General features: G+C 64.5%; 11 protein-coding genes and 2 pseudogenes. 10 read left to right on the forward strand and 3 right to left on the reverse strand.

Features of this window, described 5'->3' with window-relative positions:
• Positions 1-28 precede the first annotated feature (28 nt).
• Together HUW53_RS08735 and HUW53_RS08740 are read left to right on the forward strand one after the other, a co-directional pair.
• Positions 29-232, forward strand: a pseudogene (locus HUW53_RS08735) (transposase); the annotation flags it as partial.
• On the forward strand, positions 211-798 hold the full coding sequence (locus HUW53_RS08740; RefSeq protein ID WP_237345420.1) for an IS5 family transposase: 588 nt from the start codon (positions 211-213) through the stop codon (positions 796-798). The pseudogene HUW53_RS08735 and the gene HUW53_RS08740, both read left to right, overlap by 22 nt.
• On the opposite strand, the gene HUW53_RS08745 is transcribed toward HUW53_RS08740, so the two are convergent.
• The gene (locus HUW53_RS08745) at positions 795-1,499 is read right to left on the reverse strand and encodes a protein phosphatase CheZ (protein WP_237345368.1); all 705 of its coding nucleotides are present in this window, start codon (positions 1,497-1,499) and stop codon (positions 795-797) included. The genes HUW53_RS08740 and HUW53_RS08745 overlap by 4 nt on opposite strands.
• A gap of 181 nt (positions 1,500-1,680) precedes the next feature.
• Between HUW53_RS08745 and HUW53_RS08750 the strand changes: the two genes are divergently transcribed.
• The 4 genes from HUW53_RS08750 to HUW53_RS08765 all read left to right on the forward strand — a co-directional run bounded on the left by HUW53_RS08750 (position 1,681) and on the right by HUW53_RS08765 (position 6,824).
• Positions 1,681-2,064 (forward strand): response regulator, encoded by a 384-nt coding sequence (locus HUW53_RS08750; RefSeq protein ID WP_237345369.1) that lies wholly within the window; start codon positions 1,681-1,683, stop codon positions 2,062-2,064.
• A gap of 669 nt (positions 2,065-2,733) precedes the next feature.
• Positions 2,734-3,405: a response regulator transcription factor gene (locus tag HUW53_RS08755; protein WP_237345370.1), complete on the forward strand. Its 672-nt coding sequence runs from the start codon at positions 2,734-2,736 to the stop codon at positions 3,403-3,405.
• 1,552 nt (positions 3,406-4,957) lie between these two features.
• Positions 4,958-5,851: a response regulator gene (locus HUW53_RS08760; protein ID WP_237345371.1), complete on the forward strand. Its 894-nt coding sequence runs from the start codon at positions 4,958-4,960 to the stop codon at positions 5,849-5,851.
• A 169-nt stretch (positions 5,852-6,020) separates the two neighbouring features.
• Positions 6,021-6,824 carry a DUF1217 domain-containing protein gene (locus HUW53_RS08765; protein WP_237345372.1) on the forward strand — a complete coding sequence of 268 codons (804 nt, stop codon included), beginning with the start codon at positions 6,021-6,023 and terminating at the stop codon, positions 6,822-6,824.
• Here the strand turns inward: HUW53_RS08765 and HUW53_RS08770 are convergent.
• Positions 6,747-7,195: pseudogene (locus HUW53_RS08770) on the reverse strand (hypothetical protein); the annotation flags it as partial. The gene HUW53_RS08765 and the pseudogene HUW53_RS08770 sit on opposite strands and share 78 nt — an antisense overlap.
• Positions 7,196-8,380: a helix-turn-helix transcriptional regulator gene (locus tag HUW53_RS08775; RefSeq protein ID WP_237345373.1), complete on the reverse strand. Its 1,185-nt coding sequence runs from the start codon at positions 8,378-8,380 to the stop codon at positions 7,196-7,198. It abuts the pseudogene before it with no gap.
• A 698-nt stretch (positions 8,381-9,078) separates the two neighbouring features.
• Here HUW53_RS08775 and HUW53_RS08780 point away from each other — a divergent pair.
• The 4 genes from HUW53_RS08780 (at position 9,079) to HUW53_RS08795 (ending at position 17,031) form a co-directional block, all read left to right on the forward strand.
• Positions 9,079-11,415 carry a DUF3141 domain-containing protein gene (locus HUW53_RS08780; RefSeq protein WP_237345374.1) on the forward strand — a complete coding sequence of 779 codons (2,337 nt, stop codon included), beginning with the start codon at positions 9,079-9,081 and terminating at the stop codon, positions 11,413-11,415.
• 254 nt (positions 11,416-11,669) lie between these two features.
• Complete coding sequence (locus HUW53_RS08785) at positions 11,670-13,031, forward strand: bifunctional enoyl-CoA hydratase/phosphate acetyltransferase (RefSeq protein WP_237345375.1); 1,362 nt, start codon at positions 11,670-11,672, stop codon at positions 13,029-13,031.
• Positions 13,032-13,122: 91 nt separating this feature from the next.
• Positions 13,123-14,298, forward strand: a complete 1,176-nt coding sequence (locus HUW53_RS08790) for an acetate/propionate family kinase (protein ID WP_237345376.1) — start codon at positions 13,123-13,125, stop codon at positions 14,296-14,298.
• A gap of 141 nt (positions 14,299-14,439) precedes the next feature.
• Positions 14,440-17,031, forward strand: coding sequence for a plasma-membrane proton-efflux P-type ATPase (locus HUW53_RS08795; RefSeq protein WP_237345377.1), 2,592 nt, complete (start codon positions 14,440-14,442; stop codon positions 17,029-17,031).
• Positions 17,032-17,181: the final 150 nt, after the last annotated feature.

Genomic DNA, 17,181 nt, shown 5'->3' on the forward strand with positions numbered 1-17,181 from the left:
TTTGGCGAGGTCGACCATGCTGACGCGGATGACGGATGAGGATTGGGCAGTGGCTCTGGAGGTGTTCCGCGCCTGCCGGTCGCGACGCGGCGACAAGGGCCGCGACGATCGTAAGTTCCTCGAAGCCATGCACTATTTCACCGTGCACAACATCTCCTGGCGGGCCCTGCCCGCCGAATTCGGACCCTGGAACAGCGTCTGGAAGCGGTTCTGGCGGCTGCGCCAGGCCGGCGTGTTCGAGCTGTTCTTCGAGACCCTGGCCTCCCTCAGCCGCACCGCGCATCTGGTCCAGATGTTCGATTCCACCGTGGTGCGCGCCCATGTTTCCGCCACCGGCGCAAAAGGGGGCAGCAAGGCCAGGCCCTCGGCCGCTCGCGCGGCGGCTTCTCCACCAAGATCCACCTCAAGAGCGACTTCGATGGCCACCCGCTCGCCTTCCACCTGACCGGCGGCGAGGTCGGCGACAGCCCGCTGTTCAAGCTGCTGTTGGATCTGGGGCCGGACGTCACGCCACGCGCGGCGCTCGCCGACAAGGGCTATGACGCCAAGGCCAACCGGGCCATTGCCCGGGCTCGGGGCATCGCGCCGGCCATCCCCTTCAAATCCAACGCGAAGCACCCGCCGGCCTTCTTCCCGAAGGCGCTCTACCGGGGCCGTGCCCGCATCGAACAATGCTTCGGAAAACTGAAGCGATTCAAGCGCGTCGCCCTGAGCTGCGAGAAGACCGAATGCGGCGTCGCCGCCATCGTCGCCCTCGCCCTGAGCTTCATCCTCATCAAATCCGTCCACACTGCCTAGCGGAAAAGGCTGTCGATATCGTCCTGGGACACGACATTGGTGTCGTGGGAAAGAGCGGGACCATTCAGCAGCGCGGCATCCCCATCGCGGCTTTCCATCTCCTTGGCCCGTTCCACCAGTTCGGAGCCGCCCCAGATTTCCGTCATGCGCGTCACGCGCTCCTCAATGAACACAAGAAGCTTGACCACCTTGCGGATGCGCTGACCGGTTATGTCCTGGAAGTTGCAGGCCTCGAATTGCCGGACAACTTCGTCTTGAATTTTGCGCGCAAGCTCTAGATCTTTATCAGACAGCCGGCTGACGAGCTGTTGGGTCAGGTTGTCGATCGACTCGGCGGCCGAAAGGATGGTCTCCGTCGCGCCCTCTGTATCGCTGACCACAGCCTCGAGCTCACTCGTGGCGCTGGTCAGGCGTTCGCCGCGCGGGCCTTCGGTATGGATGGTTGCGATTTCGTGTCGCGTATTGCGAATGGCATCCTGAATGGTCTCTATGCCCGACCAGAGAACGCTGCGATCTCGTTCACGCGCAAGTGTCGGATCGCGGTCCTGAAACTTGCGTATCTCCTCGCGCACTTCACCAAGCTGCGCCAGAATACTGTTGATTTGGCTATCGAACGATGTCAGCGCCGGGACGCCTTCCGCTTCATTTCCGCCGTTGGTCTTGGCGGTCTCGATACGGAATGGACGACGCGCGCCTGACATGCAACTCTCCTGAACGCTCGAGCACTTGGCTCTGATCTTATAAGACCCAAAAAGGCCCACCGAAAGCCCCTAGCGTCGCCCACTGCAAGCTTCATGCAAGCTCCTGACGGCAGAAGGGGCTTGCATGCGGCGGCAGCGCCGTGCGAGGGGAAGATTTTCTCGCTCGTTTGCGGAGTGTGAGATGGCGATTGACCTTACGATGCCGGTCCTCGTGGTGGATGATTATAAGACGATGGTTCGGATCATCCGCAATCTCCTGAAGCAGATTGGATTCGAGGATGTGGACGAGGCCTCGGACGGTGCCGAGGCTCTCACCAGGCTGAAGGAGCGCAACTACGGCCTCGTGATTTCCGATTGGAACATGGAGCCGATGACAGGCTACGAGCTTCTCAAGCAGGTGCGCAGCGATGACGCGCTGAGTAGCATTCCCTTCATCATGATCACGGCCGAAGCTAAGTCGGAAAACGTCATCGCGGCGAAAAAGGCAGGCGTGAACAACTACATTGTTAAGCCCTTTAACGCGCAGACTTTGAAGGGCAAGATCGATGCGGTGTTCGAGGGCTGACAGCGACTGCGCGTCTTGACGGGGGGGCGGCCTCCTGCCTGCCTTTCCTTTCTCCTCGGCGCATGCGCGGGTGCCGCAGCTTCGGGTGTTTGCGGCGTTTGCGCTCCCGTTGGCGGGGCGGGTGCCTGTCTCGAGAATGGTGTCGGGGGGTGGTGTTGTCTGATCGGGCAATGCTAGTGCTCTGCACGCCGGCCGTTGGGCGCTGTCGCCTCATCAGGGCGTCGCGTCGGAATGCGGCGAGAAGGCTCTGGCGCGGGGTTGTTTTCCGAATGGTGTCTTAAGTCGGCGGTGTGCGCCGCGGCCACAACGGATTCGCGTGCTGCCGGCGGGGTTAGGCGCGGTCATAGCGATGGGGCGCTCTTAAGCACATAATGCGAATTCTGTCGAGTTCGAAAACTATTTATTTTAGTCCCATTGAGGGGCCATTTTATTGATTTGAATCAATTGTTCGCTGGAGTGTGACATCGCTTGTTCCATTTTACGGGAGGTTCGGCGGGGACCTCTGCCAGTATGGAATTATTAATATCAGGTTAACGTAGTTGCTCGGATTGCCGCGGCGGGAATCGCGAATATGCTACCTATCAGTGTCGGCGCCCCTGGGGGAACCGTCGTTCCGCGTCTGTGGCGGAGCGCGGGCAGGGTGCACCGGCTAGCGGTATGGAGGGTAGCATGTATGTGGTCGTGGACGAGCGGCCGTCCGTCATCGAAAGCTATGTTGGGGCTTTCTCTCGTGAAGGGGTCGCTTCTCAGGGGTTCACGCATGGCGAATTTCGCGATTGGATTCTGACTACCTGCGAGGAAGATCTTTGCGCCGTCGAAAGTTTCGTGGTCGGAGATGTGGATGGACGCATCGGTTATCCGGATCTCATTCGAGGCTATTCGAGTGCGCCCATCATTGCGCTTGAGGATGTCAAGTCTCTCACGCACACGTTAGAGCTGTTTACTGCTGGGATCGACGACGTCGTTCGCAAGCCCGTTCATGTGAAAGAGATTATGGCGCGCGCGGATGCGGTGTGGCGCCGGGTGCGTGCGGGAGAGCCGCAGGCAGTGGATTGCAACCGGTTGAAGGTGTTCTTCGATGGTCGGGACCCGGAAGTCGATGGTGAGCCCCTCGCTCTTCCGCGACGCGAGCGTCATATCCTCGAATATCTTGTGAAGAACAGCAAGCGTCGGGTCACCAAGACTCAGATCTTCAATACTATCTATGGTATTTTCAATGACGACGTGGACGAGAGCGTTATTGAAGGCCATATGAGCAAGCTGCGCAAGAAGTTGCGTCTGAAGCTTGGCTATGACGTCATCGATGCGAAGCGTTATTTGGGGTATCAGTTTGTAGCCTGAGTTTCGTGCTTCGCGCCGACCTTCGCCTTCTCTTTCGGCCGGATCATTCTGGTCGGAGGAGAAGGGGATTTAGAATAAAGTGGTGCGTGATAGCTTGGCTTACAAGCGTCTACGATGCGAATGGTTGTCGGCGTCACCGCCGAGGGGGTGTCGGTCCCGCGCTCTCTGTGCGCTCGCGCAAAAGGCGCAGCCGGCGAAGGTGTTTGGCTCACCGTAGCGGCGGGGATGGGACGAGGCTTCCGGTCCGGCCTTTGGCGGGCGCGCTCTGCCGCAACCGAAGTGCGTCATCCGAAATATAACGTCCCTTCTCCCATTTTTCAGGTGGTCGCTTCAGGTGGTCGCGGGGAATTGCGGGAGGGTGTTGGTGGTGCCCTTCAGGGGGGCGGGGCGTCCTTGCTCGGGGGGTGACCAGACGGATCTTGGCTTCAGGCCGTGGCGCGTAGAGTGTGCGGCGAGCGTCCGCCCCCGAACCGGGTCGCGAGTTGCCGAGACTGCGCTTGTCTTTATTTCGCTGGTGATCCCAGAGCGGGGCCTCTTGAGGTCGGCACTCGGCGCGATGCGGAGAGGGTGGTGATGTAGAGGGCGTCTTGCACGTTGCGGCGCCCGTACCGGGTGCGCCGCACTCGCCGCCATGTGCAGCTTTCCCGAGTCGCATGTCGTTTGGAACGACGGCGCTTCGCTTCGGCGCAGGGGCCGGAAGAATGTGGCCGGGCTTCTGATCGGAACGCTGGTACCTGCTGAACCGCATTGCTCTCCGATCAGCCGTTCCTGCGCGGACACGGTTGCGGTTCTGTGTGCTGGCGGGGGCTGCGCTCCTGGAGGCCTTGAATTGCTTCGGTGCCGATGTCGCGCGGCGTCTATTGAGGTCTTTGGCTCGGGGCGGCCCGCGCGATGCGGTTGGACCCGGTCTGGGGGCGGCTTGTGTCGCGTGGGGGGGCCAGACTCCGGGCCAGCGAGCGAAACAGATGTGCGAGGCCTGGCGCCGCTTATGGTCAGGAGGCCCTAAGGGGAGCTGAACGGCGGGTCGCCCGGCGGGGTCATCACGACGCCATGGCTCAAACGCACGTGCGCCCAGCCCAGAGGGACACCATCGGCTCCTCAGTGGTGCTTTTTCGCGTTGTCTGCGCTCGCGCCGGCATGAAAGACCCTACCACGGTGTTGACGGACCGAGGCCGACGTCCATCTCTGATCGTCGTGTTCGGGTGTACTGGCCTACGGCGAGCTGATGGGGCGCGCCTGCCATGTTCGCCGCGCCTGCCATGTTCGCCGCGCTTGCCGAGGGTGCGGGGGTGAGTGCCGATGTGACATTCTGGAAGCAGACGGCGCAAATACGGCGCATCTGTCACAGGGGGTGTGACACTGGGGAAGCGGGGCATCGCCGACGGTTCGATCAGGAATAAGCCGCTGAGGCCATGGGGTGGCACTCTTTTCGGGAAACGCTTCGCTCTCGCGAACCCGTGGCATTGATACATTTCCGGTAGTCGAGCGCAGTTGCGGAAGGTGTCGAAACTATGGCAAGTCTGTTGCTGGCCGGAGTGCTGGGGGTAATATCGTGCAGGGTGGTTTCCCGTGGGGCGCGGCGCAGATCAAGGATCTCTTCGTTCGGCTGGACATTCAGGCTGCGACCCAGCCAGGAGCGGCGGGGTCGCAGGGGGTGAAGGGAATGGATGAGCCGATCCAGGGCATCCCACGTGTCTTGCTGGTGGATGGCGATCCTGAGTTGCTGACCGAGTTGCATGATGGGCTTTGCGCGTTGGGTGTGCCCTGCCTGACCGCCGGCACGGCGGTGGAAGCGCTGACACTGGTGCAGGAGCACGAGAGTTTGCAGGTGGTGGTCACGGACCTGCACTTGCCGCGCATCGACGGGATCGAGTTGTTGCAGAAGTTGGCGTTGCGTCGCCGGCGGCGTCCGCTTGCCTCCATCGTGATGACGGAGCACGCCTCCGTGGATCGGGCGATCGGCGCGCTGCGACTCCAGGCAGTGGATTTCCTCCAGAAGCCTGTGACCGCGGAGGAGGTGGCGAACGCGGTCGGTCGCGCTCTTGATCTTGTCTGTGGTGGCCCGGAGCGGTTCAGCCGGGAGGCCGTCGGGGCGATCGAACGGTCGGATTTTCTGCGGGCGCTGGTGGCCGCTCGCTCTGATCGGGCGGCGCTGTTCGAGTCCAATCTCTTTTCCGATCCGGCGTGGGAAATGATGCTGGATCTGGCGGTCGCTGAGGCGAGTGACCGTGCGATCTCGGTGACCAGCCTGTGCATCGCGTCCGGTGCGCCCACAACGACCGCGCTGCGGCGCATTGACGATTTGCGTCAGGCGGGCCTCGTGGACAAGATGCCGGACGCGCGGGATAAACGTCGTATCGTTGTCCGCTTGACCCCCCTTGGGCGTGAGCGGATGGAAGCCTATGTGCAACGCCAGGCAGAGCGTCTCGGCGTGAGATTGGGGTGATCCCCGGCGTGTGCGGGGCCGGATTCCGTTGCGCAAGGTTGACTCGACGTAGGGCTTGAAGCTCGTGCCAAGCTAGCCTATGCTACCGTTAATCAAATTTTGCGTGGCGAATGTCAGGGGTTTGATATTTCGGGCGCGAGGCGCATTCAGAGCCGGACGGTACTTGATCATGACCATCTATCTCGGATCCACGTTCGCAACCTATAATTACTACGCGAACAATAGCGAGAAGGCCCTGGCGCTGCAGGCTGCTGATCCGCAGACGTCAAATGCGACTTCGTATTACGAGGAAAACATAGATAGCGTCACGTCGGTGGATGACTTCGTCAGCAATTACCGATTGTTCAGCTACGCGATGACGGCCTATGGTCTCAGCGACATGGTCGACGCGAAAGCGTTCATGACCAAGGTGCTGAACAGCGATTTGTCGGATGACACCAGCTTTGCGAACAAGTTGACCGACGAGCGTTTTGCCACGTTCGCGGAGGCGTTCGCGGACCTCAACCCCGACGCGACGGACACTTCCACGACGGCGTCTACGGGCACGGTGGTGAATGCTTATCTGGAGCAGTCCATCGAAGATAGCCTTGGCGAGACTGACCAGGGCGTACAGCTCGCATTGTATTTCAAGCGTACCGCTTCCAGCGTGTCCAGCGCCTATGGCGTGCTTGCGGATACCGCGTTGTGGACCGTGGTGAAGACAGTCTACGGCCTGCCCGATTCGCTCAGCGGCATGGATACCGCTATGCAGAAGTCGGTCGTGGAATCCAAGGTCGATGTCGCGGACTTCCAGGACCCTGAGAAACTGGATCGTTTGCTGTCGCGTTTTACGGCGATCTGGGACGCGACCCAGAATACGAGCAGTGATCCCATCCTCACCCTGTTCGGTGCTTCCTCAAGCAGCAGCTCGTCGAGTTCCAGCAGCTCGTCGAGCTCCAGCGGCGACAGTAGTGTGCTCAGCCTTTTCGCTTGATGCACGGGCCAGCCATCGTGTTTGGGCTACTGCTCTGTGAACCGCGCCGGCTTTGCCGGGGGCTATTTCATGCGAGTCGCGCGCCATGTGCTGTGCCTTGAGCAGAGCGTAGTCGCGTTCCTCGGCTTCGGCCGGCGGGATATGGCCGATGGGCTTCAGCAACGGGCGATGGATGACCTCGGCCTTGCAGACGCCGTTGATCATCCCTGCGAGGGCATTGTCGTAATGGCGCACCAGGCCGCCGCTCATGAAGCGCCTGCTCCAGCGCGTCGAGCACGAAGCCGGGCATGAGCGATCCGGCACAACCGCCCGCCCACGATGCGGCGAGCATAGGCATCGATCACGAAGGCAACGTCAGGGAACCAATCGGCTCAGGAGGCGCCGCGGGCGAACACGGCCAGCTTGGCGACCAATTCCGCCTGACGGCCGACGCCCAGCTTTTGGAACACCCGTTTCAGCACCACGCGGGCAGTGCCCTCGGTGATGCCGAGCGTGTCGGCGGATTGCTTGACCGTCATCCCGGAGCCGAGGAGGGCCGCGAGGCGCGCTTCGCCGAGGGTGAGATCGAAGGTGTTGCGCAGCACGCTCGGGTCGATGACGCGGTCTTGCTCGAGCGGCTGCGCCAAGACCAGAACATGCGAATCGGGCTGCGCCTGCGATGGGTCCGAGACCGGGTCAGCGGAGGCGCGGCCTGGGTCTACAGTCGGCGGCAGGCCGAGATGGGCGGCCGAGGCGCCGATCACGGGCAGGGTCCAGACCACGAGACGCGATCCTCCCTTTGCATCTGAGATGGTGGTCGGCTGTGGTGAGTTGGAGGACTGCGGGACTGCGGACCGGGCGGCGCGCACGGCGGCGTTGAAGGCCTCGTGTTCATGTTTCTGGGTGGGGGCCAGGCGCCCGTCCTCGTGGCTGAAGTATCGACCCATCAGGTTTCGCGCCGGACGATTGATGAGCAAGGGCTTCTGCTCGTGGTCGAGCACGAAGGCGGCGCGGTCCATGGCGTCGAAGGCCGCGGTTGCGGTGGCGTGCGCCGCGCGCTCCCCGGCAAAGTGCGACGTGATGCGCAGCGATTGCTCCACATGGCGGGAGACCTGGCGCAACGTGTCCATTTCCGTGCGGACATAGGGCCCCTTCGCCCGCGCCCGCTGCACCACCACGGCTGTGGGTGCCCCCAGGTCCGACTGAATCGCCGCCGCCATCTGCCAGCCGAGGCCCACGCGCGGGAGGAATTGACTGTAATAGGGCAGTTCTTCCGCTCGCCCTTCGCCGATGACATCCTGGTCGCAATAGACGTCGCCGACGCGGAACCCCACCTCGATCGAGCGGTCGAGCCAGGGGTTCTGTTGCCACCATTTCTCCGCCTGGGAAAGGTGGATGAACTCGGAAAGCTTCGGGGAGTGGGTGTCGATCTGCCAGCGTCCCGACGGCACTTTCGCGCCGAGAAAGGCGCCCTCCGAGCCGGAAAGTGTGGCGATGGCGTCCATGGCGCTGGCCCAGTGGTCCGGGCTGAGGGTCGCCTCATAGATGCGGTAGACCGCGTCGCTGAATGTCGGCAAGATTTCTGCTCGCACGATGAGGGATCGGCACAAAGGGGCGCGGATAGCGCGCCGGGGGCGTGCCCGCATGTATAGCTGCGCTAAACTGTGCGGTTCAAGCGTGTAGAGGACACCGCCCGGTCTAGAAATACCCCTTTTGGGATATGACGCACGGATGGCTTCTGTGCGAGACCCGCCCTGCCGGTTGTGGCGGGCGCACCGTATGTTCCGGCCTCTGTTGCCGGGAGCTGACGCGAAATTCGAAATGAAGTCGTCATGAAATGTGCGGTAACGTGCATGGTCGTCTCCAGGTGCAGCCGCTCGAATAGCGGTCGTAAGGATGGATTCGCCGGCGGCCGGAAACATGATGTGCGGTGTTTTGCGCTCGGGCGTGAAAAGACTGCAGCCGGCGTCGTATGCGTCCTGTTTTGCGCCGGGCGGTGTTTGCTTCTGATGTGGTCGTTGGCTGCGGGAAGGCGGCTCTCTCGGACTTGGCGGTGCAGGCCGGCGGCGCCTGCCGCCTTTAGGCGCGGGGGCGTGGCCGGAAGCTGAGCCGCTCGGGCGCGTCGAAGTCGCCATGGGCGTAAAGTTACGGGGTTGACTACGAATAGTTGCGTTTCTAGGTGTGTTTTTATGCAAGAGTGCAGTGCATCACAGGTGCGGGCCATCTGGTTTGCGCGCTTGTGGGCGTCGGTTGGGTCAAGCTGAGCGAGGTTTCCATGAGCAGCGAGTCCTCCACCTCAAGTCGATCGCCCTTTCTTGATCCGCGCGCCTGGGGGGCGGCACCTCTGCCGTGGGCGAAGGCCTTCGGGGTCGGCAATGGGGCGACCGCAGGCGCTCCGGCGGGCTGGCTGGCCGATGGCGCCGCGGGTGGCCCGCTCGGTGAATACCTGCTGGATTCGTGGCAGCGCTCCGTCCTATTCCTGGACATTCTGCGTCAGCGCGGCGATGAGCAGGAAGACATTACCTCGCGGCCGCAGGCGACGGTGCTCACTTTCGATCACGAGGTCCTGGTGAGCGGGCGCGCGCTGCCCCGGCCGATCAATTATTCGCTGTCGCGGATCGTGCCGCCGGTCGGCATGGAGGTGGACCCGCGCAAGCGCCCGGTGGTGGTGGTGGACCCGCGCGCCGGACAGGGGCCCGGCATCGGCGGTTTCAAGGCCGAGAGCGAGATCGGCGAGTCGCTGCGTAACGGCCATCCCGTCTATTTCATCGGCTTCGCGGCCAAGCCCGAGCCGGAGCAGACCTTTCTTGACGTGGTGGAGGGACAGGTCAGCTTCTTCGAGCGCATTGTCGAGATGCACCCGGATGCGCCGCGTCCCTTTGCCATCGGCAATTGCCAGGCGGGCTACCAGACGCTGATGGTGGCGATGCTGCGTCCGGACCTGTTCGGACCCTGCATGGTGGCGGGCTCACCCATGTCCTATTGGCAGGGCGTGCACGGCAAGAATCCCATGCGCTATTCCGGCGGTCTTCTGGGTGGCTCGTGGCTGACCGCGCTGGTGAGCGATCTCGGCAAGGGCAAGTTCGACGGCACATGGCTGATCCTGAACTTCGATGCCCTGAACCCGGCCAATTGGCTCTGGACCAAGCAATACGAGGTCTATTCCACGGTCGATACCGAGGGGCCGCGCTATCTCGAATTCGAGAAGTGGTGGGGCGACTTCATCACCCTGAACGGCACCGAGATTCAGTTCCTGGTGGACGAGATGTTCATCGGCGACAAGCTCACCCGCAACGAGGTGCGCTCCACTGACGGCAAGGTGTTCGACCTGCGCAATATCGTCTCGCCGGTGATCGTCTTCACCTCCGAGGGCGACAACATCTCGCCGCCGCCGCAAACGCTGGGCTGGATTCTGGATCTCTACAAGGACGTGGACGATATTCGCGCCGAGGGGCGCACCATCGTCTACTGCATGAATCAGAAGGTGGGTCACCTCGCGATCTTTGTGTCCTCCAAGGTGGGCGCGAAGGAGGACGAGGAAATGGTCCGCCTGATGGATCTCATCGATTGCATGCCGCCCGGCCTCTATGAGCTGGTGATCGAGCCGGCCACCGAAGCCGAGCTGAAGGCTGAGGGCGCCGAGGGCAAGACGCCGTGGCACAGCCGCTTCGAGGCGCGCTCGCTCGATGATATCCGCGCCTATGGTCGCAACAGCGTGGAGGATGACCGGGCCTTCGCGGCGGTGCGCCGGCTCTCGGAGATCAATCACTCCCTCTACCGCACGTTCCTGCAGCCGGCGGTGCGCGCCCTGGCGACCCCGCAGTTCGCCGACCTTCTGTTCAAGGTCAACCCGCTGCGGGCGAGCTATACGGCCTTTGCCGACAACAATCCCTTCATGAAGGGGGTGGCCAAGGCGGCCGACGAGGTGCGCAAGGCGCGCAAGCCGGCGTCGGAGAGCAATCCCTTCCTGGTGGCGGAGAAGGCTGTCTCCGAACAGATCAACACCAGCCTCGATGGCTTTCGCGAGGCGCGGGATCAGTGGGTGGAAAAGGCTTTCTTCGCCATCTACGGTTCGCCGGTGCTGCAAGGGATGCTCGGCCTCAATCTCGATGAGAAGGTGCGCCAACTGCCGGCCAACAGCCCGCAGAAGGAGGCCTTCCGCGCCCACAAGATCGAGGAATTCCGCGCGCGCGTGGCCGAGGGTGGGTTCAATGCGGCGCTGGTGCGGGCTGCGCTTTACGTCATCTCCGCGGTTCGCTCCATGGACGAGAGCGCGGCGAAGTCGCTGAACAACGCGCGCAAGCGGCTGACTCAATTGTCCCTGGATGAATTCAAGGGATTGGTGCGGGAGCAGTTCTATATTCTGCTGTTGGAACGGCAGGCGGCGGTGGACGCGATCGCCGAGATGGTGAGCGATCCGGCGCAGCGGCAGGAACTGGTCAATACGGTCGCGGTCATCGCCGCGGCCGACGGTGCCTATACGCAGGCTGAGCGGGAACGGGTGGAGCGGCTGGCCGCCCTGCTTTCGGTCGCGGTTCCAAAACCTCCGGTGTTGGCTCTTGCGGCCGGTGCCGAGGGTGTTCGCCAGATCGCGCCCAGCTCCGCATATTGATCTGTTGCGGGCGGCTTCGACCGCCCGCGCTCCATTTGTGTCGTCAAGGCTTTCGGCCCGCGCATCTTGCGGGACCGATGGTGCATGCTTCCGCGCGGGGCAAAGTGGCCCGTGTCGATGCGCCAGAGCAAGGCCCATGAGCTCCGCTCAAGCCTGCGCGGCACATGAGCCATCCCATTCGGCGCCGGTCGGAGGCCGGGGCCGATGGTCCGATGATCTCCCCATTTCCACACGCCCTACGGAGGCCGCGTTCGATGCCGACCATCGCGAACCGCCTGTTCGAGGACATCAAGCCGGGCGATGCCGCCTCGGCGCAACGCACCGTCAGTGCGGCGGACCTGCGGGCCTGGGCCTGCGCCTTTGGCGATGCCGGGCACCTGGCCGGGGCCGGTGATAGCCAGGCCGTGGCCGGGGTCGCCGCCTCCCTGTTCGCCGCGCTGGTGGGCTCTGCCTTGCCGGGGCCGGGCGCGGCCATCCGCTCCAGTACCGTCAGCCTTTCCGCGCCGCTGCCGGTCGACATGCCGTTAACCGTCGTCGTCACGGTGCGCGAGACCCATGGAGCGGACAAAACGCTGGTGCTCGACGGGCGGGTCACCGGTCCCGACGCTGGCGTCATCGCCACCGCCACCATTGTGGTGGCGGCGCCGGCGGTGGCGGCGCGGGTGGATGTGCCGGAGCATCGCCTGGAGGGCCTGCTGGAGCGGTGCCGTGGCCTCAAGCCCATGCCGACCGCGGTGGTGCATCCGGTGTCTCTCGATGCCATCGAAGGGGCGCTCGATGCGGCGGCTGCGGGGCTGATCCTGCCGGTCCTCTATGGGCCTGAAGCGGAGATTCGCCGTATCGCGGCGGCGGCCGGGCTGGATCTCTCCGGGGCGCGCATCGTGTCCACCGCGAGCGAGGAGGAGTCCGCCGCCAAGGCGGCGGCGGCGGCCGGAGCGGGCGAGGTGGAGGCCCTGATGAAGGGCAGCCTGCATACCGATGTGCTGCTGCATGCGGTGATGCAGAAGGAGGCGGGGCTGCGCACCGGCCGCCTGCTCAGCCATTGTGCCATGATGTCGGTGCCCACTTACGCCCGCCGGGTGGTGCTGACGGACGTCGCCCTCAACATCGCGCCCGACACCGACCAGAAGCGCGACATCTGCCAGAACGCCATCGGTTTCGCCCGGGCGCTGGGGGTGGAGACGCCGAAGGTGGCGGTGCTGGCGGCGGTGGAGATGGTCCGCACCAAGATGGCGGCCACCGTCGATGGCGCCATTCTCGCCAAGATGGCCGACCGCCGGCAGATCGTGGGCGGCATCGTCGACGGTCCGCTCGATCTCGACGCGGCCGTGGACGCGGGGGCGGCGAAGGTGAAGCACATCGTCTCGCCGGTGGCCGGCGTCGCCGATGTGTTGCTGGTGCCGAACATCGAGGCCGGCAACATGATCTACAAGAACCTTGCCTTCATGTCGGACGCCCAGGCCGCGGGCCTGGTGGTGGGCGCGCGGGTGCCGGTGATGCTCACGAGCCGCGCTGACAGCGCCTCGGCGCGGCGCTTCTCGGCCGCCGCCGCCGTGCTCTACGCCGACGCTCTGAAGCGCGAGCCTGACGCGATTCTGCCCGTCACCGCGGACTGATCCGCGGGGCCGGGCGCCGCGCCCGGCTCTCCTCTCCTCATCCCGGCCCCGGTGCCATGCGCCGCCGGCGGCGTTCCAGGAGCCAAGACCCATGACCGATGCCGTTCTGGTGGTGAACTCCGGATCCACGAGCCTCAAATTCGGGGCCTACACCACAGGCAAGGAGGCGACGCTGCTGTGTCGCGGCGTGGTGGACAGCATGTCCACCGATCCCCATTTCGTCGCCAAGGAGCCGGACGGCAAGCCCCTCGACGCCCACGAATGGGGCGAGGGGCAGGTGCTGCATCACAAGGCGGCGCTCAACTACATCATCGGGTGGCTGGAGCAGCACGAGGCCAACATCAAGGTGGTGGCTGCCGGCCACCGCGTGGTGCTGGGCGGCACGCGGTTCGATGGACCGGTGGTCATCACCCCCGAGGTGCTCGACTATCTCGACGGCCTGTCGGTGATGGAGCCCTCCCATCAGGCTTTCAACGTGCGTGGGGCGCGGGCCATCGCCGAGGACTTTCCCGGCCTGCCGCAGGTGGCGGTGTTCGACAGTTCCTTCCACCGCACCATGCCCGACGTCGCGCAGATCTACCCGCTGCCGAAGGCGGCGCGCGACACCGGTGTGCGCCACTGGGGCTATCACGGCATCTCTTATGACTACATCAGCCGGCAGGTCCCGAAGGTCGCGCCTGAGGCGCGGCGGGTCATCGTCGGCCATCTGGGGGGCGGGGCCTCAGTGTGCGCCATGCTGGACGGCAAGAGCATCGAGACCTCGATGGCCTTCGCCGGCCTCACCGGCCTGCCCATGGCCACCCGCTCCGGCGATGTGCCGGCGGACGTGATCTTCTACCTGCTGCGCACCAAGGCCTATACCAGTGAGACCCTGGAAAAGGCGCTGTACGGCGATTCCGGCCTGCTCGGCCTGTCCGGCACCAGCAGCGACATGAGGGTGCTCCAGGCGAGCCCGGATGCCGATGCGAAGCTGGCGGTGGACTATTTCGTCTACGCCCTGGTGAAGTTCATTGGCGCCTACACGGCGCTTCTGGGCGGCCTCGACGCCTTGGTGTTCACCGCCGGCATCGGCGAGAACTCGGCCATCGTGCGCGCCGCCGTGCTGGAGCGTCTGGACTGGCTGGGGCTGAAGCTGGACGCCGCCGCCAATGCGGCCAACGGCCCGCGCATCTCCACCGCCGACAGCAAGGTGGCGGCCTTCGTCATTCCCACCAACGAGGAACTCATGATCGCCCAGCACACGCTGGATCTCGTTTCGAGCGTCTGAATGGCATGGCGGAAGCGGGGCGGCCGAGGAGGATGAAGCGTTGCTCCATGGGAGGATGCGCGCTTACCTTAGGTTAAGTATGCCCGTCCGCTCTCGTTAGCTGTGTTCCGCCGCGCCGCTTTGCAAACAGGAGACGTCGCCGTGTCCTCCACTCCTTCCTCCGACCAACTGAGCGCCTCCGCCGCGCCGGTTGGCCCCGATCTCGAGAAGATCCCGCTGGATCAGGTGTTCAGCACCCTGGGCGTGAAGGCCGACCAGGGCCTCTCCGCGCAGGAGGCCCAAAAGCGTCTTGAAACCTACGGGCCCAACGCCATCATCGCCAAGGAGCGCAGCCTGCTCTCGCGGGTGCTGGGCTATTTCGCGGGTCCCATCGCCTACATGATCGAGGCGGCCGCGTTGGTGTCGGCCATCCTCGGCCACTGGCAGGACTTCACGGTCATCGCGGCCCTGCTGGTCTTCAACGCGGCCCTCGATTTCTGGCAGGACAGCAAGGCTTCCAACGCGCTGGCCGCCTTGAAGAAGGGCCTTGCACCGGAGGCCACGGCCCTGCGTGACGGCAAGTGGGCGAACGTGGACGCGGCCCAGCTGGTGCCGGGCGATGTGGTGAAGGTGCGGCTCGGCGCGGTGGTGCCCGCCGACCTGAGGCTGTTCGGCGCCGGCTTCGCCGCCATCGACCAGTCGGCGCTGACTGGCGAGTCGCTGCCGGCGGCCAAGAAGGAGGGTGACGAGGCCTATTCGGGCAGCGTGGTGAAGCAGGGCGAGATGGCGGGCGTCGTCATCGGCACCGGCGGCAACACCTTCTTCGGCCGGACCGCCAAGCTGGTCGCGGGCGCAGGTTCGGTGAGCCACGCGCAGAAGGCCATGTTCGAGATTGGCAACTTCCTCATCGCCGTGGCGGTGGTGCTGGCGGTGATCCTGGTGGCCGCCGAGGTGTGGCAGAAGGCGGTGGTGGCGCAGGACTGGAAGTGGGACGATGCCCTCGGCATCCTGCAGTTCGTGCTGATCCTTCTGGTGGCTTCCATTCCGGTGGCCATGCCGGCGGTGTTCTCGGTGACGATGGCGTTGGGCGCGCTGGCGCTCTCCAAGCAGAAGGCCATCGTCTCCCGCCTCGAATCCATCGAGGAGATGGCGGGGGTGGATGTCCTGTGCTCGGACAAGACCGGCACGCTCACCAAGAACCAGCTCAAGCTCGGCGATCCCATCCTGATCGCGGCCACCGATCCGCAGGATGTGATCCTGGCCGGTGCCCTCGCCTCGCGGGCGGAGGACCACGACGCCATCGACACCGCCGTCATCGAGGGGCTGACGGATCCGGCGGTGGTCAAGACCTTCACCCAGACCGCCTTCGTGCCGTTCGATCCCGTGACCAAGCGCACTGAGGCGACGGTGAAGGACGAGCGGGGCAGCCTCGTGAGCGTTGCGAAGGGCGCCCCGCAGGCCATCGTCGATCTCGCCCAGCCCGCCGCCGATGTCGTCGCCAAGGTGAATGATACGGTGGCCGCGCTGGCCGCCAAGGGCAATCGCGCGCTGGCGGTGGCCCGCTCGCAGAACGGTGGCACGACATGGTCGCTGCTCGGCATCCTGCCCATGTTCGACCCGCCCCGCGACGACAGCCGGGCGACACTGGAGGCGGTGGGCGCCAAGGGTGTTCGGGTGAAGATGATCACCGGCGACGACACCGCCATTGCCATCGAGACCGCCCGCCAGCTCGGCATGGGCACCAACATCCTCACCGCGTCGGACGTGTTCCCGAAGGACATGAACCCCGATCAGGTGCCGGCCAACATCTCCGATGCGATCGAGCGCGCGGACGGCTTCGCCCGCGTGTTCCCGGAGCACAAGTACGCCATCGTGAAGTCGCTGCAGGCGCGCGGCCACATCGTCGCCATGACCGGCGATGGCGTGAACGACGCCCCCGCCCTGAAGCAGGCCGATTGCGGCACCGCCGTTTCCGGGGCCACCGACGCCGCGCGCGGGGCGGCGGCGCTCATCCTCACCGCGCCGGGCCTCTCGGTCATCAACAGCGCCATCGACGAGGCGCGCCGCATCTTCGGGCGCATCACCACCTACACCATCTATCGCGTGGCGCTGACCATGGACATCATGTTCCTGGTGGTGCTCTCGACCATCCTCCTGGGTTTCCAGCCGCTCACCGCGATCATGATCGTCATCATCTCGCTCCTCGATGACATCCCGATCATGACCATCGCCTACGACAACACGCCGGTGAGCGAACGGCCCATCCGCTGGAAGATGCCCCGCATCCTGGCGGTCTCGACGGCGCTGGGCTTCTTCTCGGTGGTGCAGTCGTTCGGGCTGCTGCTGGCCGGCATGTGGGCGATCAACAGCGCCGTGGGCCAAGTCTATGGGCAGATGCTCGGCCTCGTCGACACCACCCACCTGCAGACGGTGATGTTCCTGCAACTGGTCACCGGTGGCCACCTGCTGCTGTTTGTCACCCGCTCGGAGCGCTGGTTCTTCCTGCCGCCGTTCCCGGCGCTGCCGCTGGTGGCCGCGATCCTCTCCACGCAGGTGCTCGCGATGCTGATGTGCGCCTACGGCTGGTTTGTGCCCGCCATCTCGTGGGACGCCATCGGCGTGGTGATCGGCTACTGCATCGTGTGGACCTTCATTCTCGGCGCCCTGCGCCTTGTGGTGGAGCAGTTGGTCAGCCACCGCACCACGTCGCGGCTGCGCGCCACCCACCTCGTCATGCAGCGTCTGCGGCCGTGAGCCGTCCCCGGCCCCGTTATGTCTTGACGGGGCCGGACTCTTTGCCTGGGACAGCATTGTTGACGCAAATGCCGGAGCGCCTTCTGCATTTCCTCATGTTGCGAAGGCGCCCTAAAGTGTTCATGCCGATTCGGCTCCACGGGCGACGCC

The sequence above is a fragment of the Xanthobacter agilis genome (genome assembly GCF_021730435.1).
In the GTDB taxonomy this organism is placed as follows: domain Bacteria; phylum Pseudomonadota; class Alphaproteobacteria; order Rhizobiales; family Xanthobacteraceae; genus Xanthobacter; species Xanthobacter agilis.